We start from the raw sequence: 7,850 nt of genomic DNA on the forward strand, positions 1-7,850 counted from the left end.
AACAGTAAACCGTCAACTGTTCGCTACTTAATAGTCTTGAACGTATCCATTTTCCCAGTAAATCGGTTAATAAACATCTGCAAAACAGTCCGCTTGCCGATATTAATATTAGAACTCACTGCCATTCCCGACTGCAAGTTAACCTCCACTTCATTTGCCTTGCCCTTGTTCAAAACAAACTTCTGATTTTTGAGCTTAATTTTGGTTTTGAAAGCATAGTATTTCCGCAGTTCAGTAGGAGGCTCAGCATCGCTGCTAATCTCTATCACTTCACCCTCAGCAGTACCAAACTCCATCGCCGGGAAAGCTTCTACATTCACTTCCACAGGCACGCATTGGTATTTCGTCAAACCCAGTTTCTCTCTGTTAATTTCCTTCTCTGGACAAACGCAAATTTTACCTGTTTCGCAGTCAATCTTTTCTCCGTCTAATTGCTTGCCGTGATACGGCTCCAATTTGGCCCGCTTCTGTCTCAAAGCATCCAATACCAGAGCCACATTGCTGTTTTCCAGGTAAACAACTGCTTCCAAACCGTTGTCGTCATCCAAAACTTTAAGCAGCTTTTCAGTTTGCTGTGCTTCGTAATAAGCTTCTTCGCAGCGTGCTGGGCGCGGTTCGCCCGGTTTCACCACCGAATTAATAATGGATTGGCATATCGGATCTTTCGCCATATCCAACTTAGCTTTCTCCTTCGTAGAAGGCTTCAAATCGAAGATAACACCGGATACCGGAGCTTTCAGAACTTGAGTGTCGCGGTTTTCTTGAGCCTTTTCTAGCTGAGCGTTCACCTCGGACAACTTTTTCAGGTTTTCCACTTTGAAGCGGCTTAGCTGAGAATCGCTGCTGGCAATTTGTTTCTCGTTTTCAGCAATTTTGGTATAAAGTTCTCTCGCCCAGGCATCCTTGGTATTTTTTAACTGTTCTTGAGCGCGGGCGATGGACTCCTGAATGCGCGCTTGCTCTCCTTGCTGGCGCTGTATGTCAGCACTAATTTTTTGGATGTCGCCTTGACGCGCGTTAATTTCGCCTCGGCGCGTATTGATTTCACCGAGGCGCGTGTTAATTTCGCCCCTGCGAGAGTTGATTTCACCTTCGCGCTGCTTGATTTGATCTTGCTGTTTGAGAACGTCGCTTTGGCCTCTGAAAACATCTTGTTCTTGACGTTCTTTTTGCAGTTCAGCGATGGCTCCTTCCTCCACCAGGGGGGCGAGTCGGCCTAGAATGTTTTGATTCGACTTCAATACTTGTTGCGATTTCGCTAACTGTTCTTGGGCCAAATCTCTCTGAGCCAGGGCGGATTTTACTTGCTCTTGCGAAGAAGCTAACTGCTGCTGGGCATAATTTAATTGGTTCTGGGCAAAACCCAATTGTTGCTGTGCGACTATCATTTGATCGCCGGCAGCTTTCTCAGCATCCTGAGCTTGCTTCAGTTGTTTTTCCAACTCCTGAACTTGGCCTTGAGCTGCAGCGACGCGAGACAGAAATTCCGATCGATAATTAACATAAAGTCCTTGCTGAGCAGCATCAAAATTTCCGCTGGCTCCCCGATTGAGGTACAGTTCGTCAATCAAAGCTTGCAGCACTTGATTTTGTGCCGTGAGGCTCTGTCTGTCCCTGATTGTTGATTCTAGGTTAGAAGGAACAGGGCCTTGAATTTTGCCGTTGACAACATCTTCGTAAAATTTATTTTCCTTTTCCAGAGCTTCTTTAGTTTTCTGAACCGATGTTAAATCGGCACTGGGCGCAACAGGGTTGAAAGTGAGCAGAGGCTGGTTTTTTTCCACGCGATCGCCATTTTCAACGTGAAGTCTCACCACAGCGCCCGTAGCAGGTGCTTGGATGTCTCTAGCACCATCTTTGAGTTCCAATTGACCCACAGCGGGGACAGCTTGCTCTACGCTAGCAAAATAAGCCCAAACTACAGCAGAAGTGGTCATCAGCATGATCATCCACAAAAACAAGTGCGACCAAATCGCTGGTTTTTCGAGAATGACTGGTTGCTCAGAAAGTATTAACGATTTCATAGCCATTTGTTAGTTCTCAGTTGTTAAGGGTTAGCGATCAGTTGTGAGTTGTTAGAGATTAGGTATTCGATGACTCTTGTTGTTGGAAGAGGCAGTAGTAACGCCCTTTAAGAGCCATTAATTCTTTATGAGTTCCCCGCTCGACTACAGAACCTTGATCCATCATAATAATTACATCAGCGTTTTGGATGGTAGTCAGGCGGTGAGTAATGAAAAACACCGTGCGGCCGGCGAAAGCTTCTGCTAAGTTATTGCAAACTTGGCGTTCGGAATGGTAGTCGAGGGCGCTTGTAGCTTCGTCCAAAATCAGCAGTTTCGGGTTTTGCAAAATCGTCCGGGCGATCGCCAAACGCTGTCTTTGACCCCCAGAAAGCGAGGAACCACGCTCTCCGACTATCGTATTGTAGCCAGCAGGCAAGCCCATAATAAAATCGTGAGCTACCGCTAATTTCGCAGCTCGCACAATCTCATCCGTACTCGCATCTGGATTACTCAGAGCAATATTTTCCTGCACAGTACAGTTAAACAGCAAAGTATCTTGCAACACCACCCCAAGTTGGCTGCGGAGCGAGTACAGTTCCACCTTAGAAATGTCATAGCCGTCAATAAAAATCCGGCCCGACAGCGGCGGATAAAGACGCTGCAACAGCTTCATCGCCGTACTTTTACCGGAACCGCTTCCCCCCACAATTCCCACAAAACTGCCAGCGGGAAATTCCAAATTAACATTAGCCAATTGCAGTGCCCCGCTCTCCAGGAATCGGAAGGAAACCTCCTCATAGGTAACCTGCCCTTGAATTGCCGGCAGCGGGATATTGCTGCGATCTTCATCGCTGGTTTCCGTCGGCGTATCGACCACATCCTTGAGCATATCGATCGACATCGAGACTTCTTGGAAACTCTGCCAGACGCTCACAAAACGCAGCAGCGAACCAGTCACGTTCCCGGAAATAATTCGGAAAGCAATCAACTGACCCAAAGTAATCTCATTTCCCAGTACCAAATAAGCTCCCACCCACAACTGAGCTAAGTTACCCACCTGGTTTAAAAAGCTGCTAATCGTACCGGCCGTAGTCCCCGTGATAATTGTTTTAAAACTGGCTGTAATGTATTTTGCGTAGCGGCTCGACCACTCCCAACGGGATTTCAATTCAATATTTTGAGCCTTAACAGTTTGAATCCCGCTGACTACTTCCACTAAATAAGATTGAGAGTCAGAAAAACGCATATTTCTCTGTTTGATCAGGCGCAGCACCAGCGGATTGATTAGAACAATCATCAGCCCCAGTACCGGTACCACTGCCAAAGATACAAACGTTAGCTGCACGCTGTAGGAGAGCATCACGGCGACGTAAACCACCGAAAATACCGCATCGAGAACCACTGTCAGAGCTGTACTCGTCATGAATTCCCGAATCTGGCCCATCATGCTGAATTTGTAAACCAGATCTCCGACGCGCCGATTGTCAAAGTAATTTTGGGGCAGCCGGAGCAAGTGGTCGATGACTTCTGCACTCAATTTGACATCAATGCGGTTTGAGGTATCTATAAACAAAAAGGTACGCAAACCGTTGAGCAGTCCTTCAAACAGGGCAACACCTAACAGAAATGCACCCAAAATATCCAAGGTGTCAATGCTGCGCTGACCTAATACTTTATCAATAATTACTTGGCTGATTAATGGGTTGGCAAGACCAAATAACTGTACAAAAAACGAAGCGAGCAACACCTCAAAAAACACTGTCTTGTGTTCCATCAGCGCCGGCACAAACCACCAGAAGCTGAACTGCTCTTTTTGTTCGACTTGCGGAGCTTGCAGCAGCAGGACTTCTCCTGATTCTCCCCAGATTTCTTTAAACTGAGGTATCCGCTTCCGCATTAACCCTTTTTCGGGCGTGGCCATCACCAATTCTTGCTCGGTGATGCTGTAAATAATGGCAAAGCTGGTTTCCCATTTAATCATTACGGGAGCTTTGATGCGGTTGATGGCTTCTGCGGGCACTTGCGCCAATTGGGGCGTCAGGCCGATGCTTTGGGCGATCGCCCCGCAGGCTTGCATACTGATAGAACCAGCGGTTTTTAACTGATTTTCTAGAACTTTGCGGATGATATCTCGACGAAACTTGAGGCCGAAATACTTGCTCAACATTTGGAAGCAAGCAAGCGGGGCCTCAATCTGCCCTTTGGCCCGGAAAACTGGGTATCTCCCGGCATCCTTTGGTTGGTCGGTTTTGGGTTCTGGGGGACGATCGGGGGCGTCTATAACCGCGATCGAGGTTCCGTTGGGCGGATTCTGCCCAGAGCCTCCTGTCTCTGTCGTGCCATTTAATGGGTCTGTTTCGGGTTGGGCTTCGGGGGGTTCCCGGAAGCCGACCAAGCGAGCGCCGAGGCGGCCTTCTACTTTTAAGGATTTGGCTGCGTTTTCCACAGAGAAGCGGCTGCCGGTGGGAAAGTCGCCCAAGACGCCGCTGCTGACGAGCCAAATTCGATCGGCATCTAGCTCTTTGGCGATGTCTTGAGTTTTTTTGTTGCCGTTTGGTACGTTGACAACTGTCGCATCTTGCCAAGCTTGCAGGGTGAGTTCCTTGAGATTGGAAGTGCCGTCGGCTTGGCGCTGCAATTCCAGGCTCAACAGTTCAAATACTTCGCTCAAGGAACAGTGTTCGCGAAAGGATTCTCCAAATGTCGGCTGTTTTTCCAGTACGCTCAGGAAATCTTCGGCAGGTAGGACGATCGCGATCACATCTGTAGAGGCGATCGCGGTTTCGCAGGGAACCCCCCTGAGCAAGCCAGCCCAGCCCAGGATTTCCTTCGACTGCACCAAGCGTAAACTTACGTGGCGCTGCGAGCGCTGGTCAAAGCCCAGCAGCCGGGCCTGGCCTTGATAGATAATTGCCACCTGAGTCGGCATTTTTTCCCGTTCAAACAGGGGTTGCCCCGTCCGGTAGCCAAGGAGTTGGCATTTAGCCACCAAGGCTGTCAGAGCCGTCTCTGACAGTCGGTCAAAGGGAGGTGTTTGAGCTAGGAAATCCTGAATTTGGGAGAGGGAAACAGCGGAAGAAGTCATCCAATTTTAGATTTTAGATTTTAGATTTTAGATTGAATCCAGGGGGTTTTTGTCAGGATGCTACGCTTTTTCAAGTCTCCACGGATAAATCCGGGGGCCCCTGACCCAATTGCTGGATTGTCATGATATTGAAGACACGGAGGAGAGGGGCTGTAGCGGGCCTATTTGCGATATCTGTTCGGCGAGCCAGCTTTCAAATAGTTCGTTAATCAAGTGCAGCCGCATCGATTCATCAAGCTGGGCCGGCATGAACTTTTCTAGCCGAATAATTACCATCCATTCTGCCAGAGGACGCGGCGTCCAGAGTTGATTTGGCTGGCTGACGGACAAAAGTTTGCTGATTGCCGGGTGGGGCTGGCTGAGGGGTACGGGGCCCAACAAGCCGCCTGACTTGGACTCCGGCCCTTCGGAATAGTCGCGGGCCACTTCAGCAAAGGTTTGTTCCCCTTCGAGGATGCGAAAGTAAAGTTCGTTTGCCAGTGCTGGATTTTTGGTGCGTACCAGGGAATAGACTACGTGGTCTAGGCTGGCTTTGCGGGTTAAAAAATAATTATCTACTTTAGGTCTCCAAGTTGCTTGCTTAAATTTTTCGATCAGCAAGGGCCTAACGGCCATCTCTTGAAGTTCTTCTTCCGTCATGTTTTGGCTACGCAGCCAAGCTTCTTTGGCTTCCGGGGCTGTCAGTTGGTGTTGTGCCAGAAAGTCAAGGACGGCGGATTTTCGTTCTTCGTCGCTGCAACTAAAGGATGCGATCGCTTGGTCTACTATTACACCCCGCAAGAATTGTGGCATCAACTGATACCGCTTCAGGAGCGATGGCATATCTTGAGCTTGCAATAATTTATCGCCTATTTGAAAAAGTCCTGTCATTTTTTTATCTCCAACTGACTTGCGCTTCCCCTTTTAATTTAGCTGTGGCAGGAAAAGAGCGACAACCACTAACCCCTCGATTCCCCGATGATAGCAGACCGTCAGTGGGCTAGCGCTATTGCTGTCTATTTCTTGACGCTCTGCCTAGCGAGGGGTTCCCCGCGGGGCTCAGAATGGTAACGGGATGCGAGAGTGAGAGAGTGGGAAAATCTTCCCTCAACATCTACCCGTTAAATCCCGTACACTGCTTAGTTGCTGAACTTCCTTCTTCCTTCTTCCTTCACTCTCGGAATAGTCTTTCAAAGAGTGCTTCGAGTTGGGTCGAGCAAGCGCGACTGTCGAGATATTTGGGGTTTGCCGCCATTTTTTGCTGGATTCGCTCGCGGTAGTGCCGGCGCAGTTCTGGGCTGGTTCCCAGTGCTGTGTTCAGCTCTAAATAAGAGTTCTCGCTGTCAGCTACCAGTTCCGGAATTAGTAGTTCTTCGAGGACTGCGGCTGATTGTCGCGATCGAGTTTTTTGCCCTTTTCTTACCACTACAGGCAACCCCACCAACAGGGGTTCTGCTAAGAAGCAGCCACTGCTGTATGGATAGGAGTCTAAATATATATCAGCCAATTCCAGACATTTTATGCAATCTGCGCGAGATGGCAGCGCCTTAATCACAACTAAGCGCTTTTTGTCAATCCCAAATTCGGCAAAGAGCGATCGAATTTGGTTGTAAAAAGGCACCGTCGGATAGTTTCCATTGCGGGAACTAAAGGGATACAAAACTAAAATAGAATTCGGTACGGCAGCAATAATTTTTGCCCAAGTTTCTCTCAATTCTGGGATAATTGTCCAAGCTTGAGCGCCGGACATGAACACTACAGATTCGTCGGTGGCTCCCCAACTCCTGCGAGTCGGTTCAACTGTGGCAGGTGCTGACCCTACAGTATAGCTTACACAAACTCCCGACCCTTTTAAAGTAATTAATTTTTCGCGAAACTCTGCAGCAGCACCTGCGGGCAATGTCAAATCTCCAGCAATGAAATAATCGATATTTCGGGTGCCGGTGGTTGCGGGGGTTGATGCACCGGTAGCGATTTGCACCCGCGCTAGTCGGTGCAGGCACAGCAGCGCGCTTGGTTGAGAAGTGTCGGTAGTATTGGTGCAGATTAGCAGAATATCTAAATCGTGCGATCGAATTTCTCGGACTTGATTGGGCAAAGTTTCTGACAGTTGCACCAGTTTGTCAGCGCAATTTTCGCAATATTTCCCCAGTCGCTCGTCTTGTACCTGGAAATAGTACACAATAATTTCAAATTTGCTTCTGTCTAAATATTCAAAACTCGCAATTGCAGCACGAGTCTCGGATTCCTCACTAATTTTATCCAGCAAAAAGCCAACTCTGATTTTAGTTCTTTCAGGTTCTCTCTGAGGAAAATTCCATTCTATTTGACTGCCGATATTTTTCAAATGAAATTCCAGAATATCAGCTCGCTGACTCAATATATTGAGCAGATTGACCTCGTCGCTCAAATACAAAGCTTGGAAGCTAACACTTTTGGCAATAAAAGCTGCCAAATAACGCCAAACTTCTGAATCTGGAAAACTGGCGATATTAGCAGCGACGTACTTGATTAACTGCTGGAAATATTCAGAGTAACTTTCTACTTCCGACTTGGGTTGAAACTGATATCTTGCACCCTTCTCAATTACTTGTTTAGGAACAGGCAAGATGCCTGTTCCACCAGCAAATTCATCTTGTGTGGAACCAACAGGCAAGATGCCTGTTCCACCAGAAAATTCATCTTGTGTGGAACCAACAGGCAAGATGCCTGTTCCACCAGCAAATTCATCTTGTGTGGAACCAACAGGCAAGATGCCTGTTCCACCAGAAAATTCATCT

General features: G+C 48.0%; 4 protein-coding genes. All 4 read right to left on the reverse strand.

Features of this window, described 5'->3' with window-relative positions:
• Window positions 1-23: 23 nt before the first annotated feature.
• The gene (locus tag QUB51_RS05775; protein WP_333053354.1) at window positions 24-2,024 is read right to left on the reverse strand and encodes a chromosome partitioning protein ParA; all 2,001 of its coding nucleotides are present in this window, start codon (window positions 2,022-2,024) and stop codon (window positions 24-26) included.
• 58 nt (window positions 2,025-2,082) lie between these two features.
• Window positions 2,083-5,091, reverse strand: coding sequence for a peptidase domain-containing ABC transporter (locus QUB51_RS05780; RefSeq protein WP_333053353.1), 3,009 nt, complete (start codon window positions 5,089-5,091; stop codon window positions 2,083-2,085).
• A gap of 120 nt (window positions 5,092-5,211) precedes the next feature.
• Window positions 5,212-5,961 (reverse strand): peptidylprolyl isomerase, encoded by a 750-nt coding sequence (locus QUB51_RS05785; protein ID WP_333053352.1) that lies wholly within the window; start codon window positions 5,959-5,961, stop codon window positions 5,212-5,214.
• A gap of 280 nt (window positions 5,962-6,241) precedes the next feature.
• Window positions 6,242-7,850, reverse strand: a 1,609-nt coding sequence (locus QUB51_RS05790; protein WP_445299477.1) for an O-linked N-acetylglucosamine transferase, SPINDLY family protein, incomplete at its 5' end; no start/stop codon positions are given.

Origin of the sequence: Microcoleus sp. AT8-A3 (assembly GCF_036705675.1) — a bacterium.
Lineage (GTDB): Bacteria > Cyanobacteriota > Cyanobacteriia > Cyanobacteriales > Microcoleaceae > Microcoleus.

Coding starts and splice junctions, on each gene's coding strand:
- QUB51_RS05780 (WP_333053353.1), bottom strand. CDS start 5,091: ATGACTTCTTCCGCTGTTTCCCTCTCCCAAATTCAGGATTTCCTAGCT.
- QUB51_RS05785 (WP_333053352.1), bottom strand. CDS start 5,961: ATGACAGGACTTTTTCAAATAGGCGATAAATTATTGCAAGCTCAAGAT.
- QUB51_RS05775 (WP_333053354.1), bottom strand. CDS start 2,024: ATGAAATCGTTAATACTTTCTGAGCAACCAGTCATTCTCGAAAAACCA.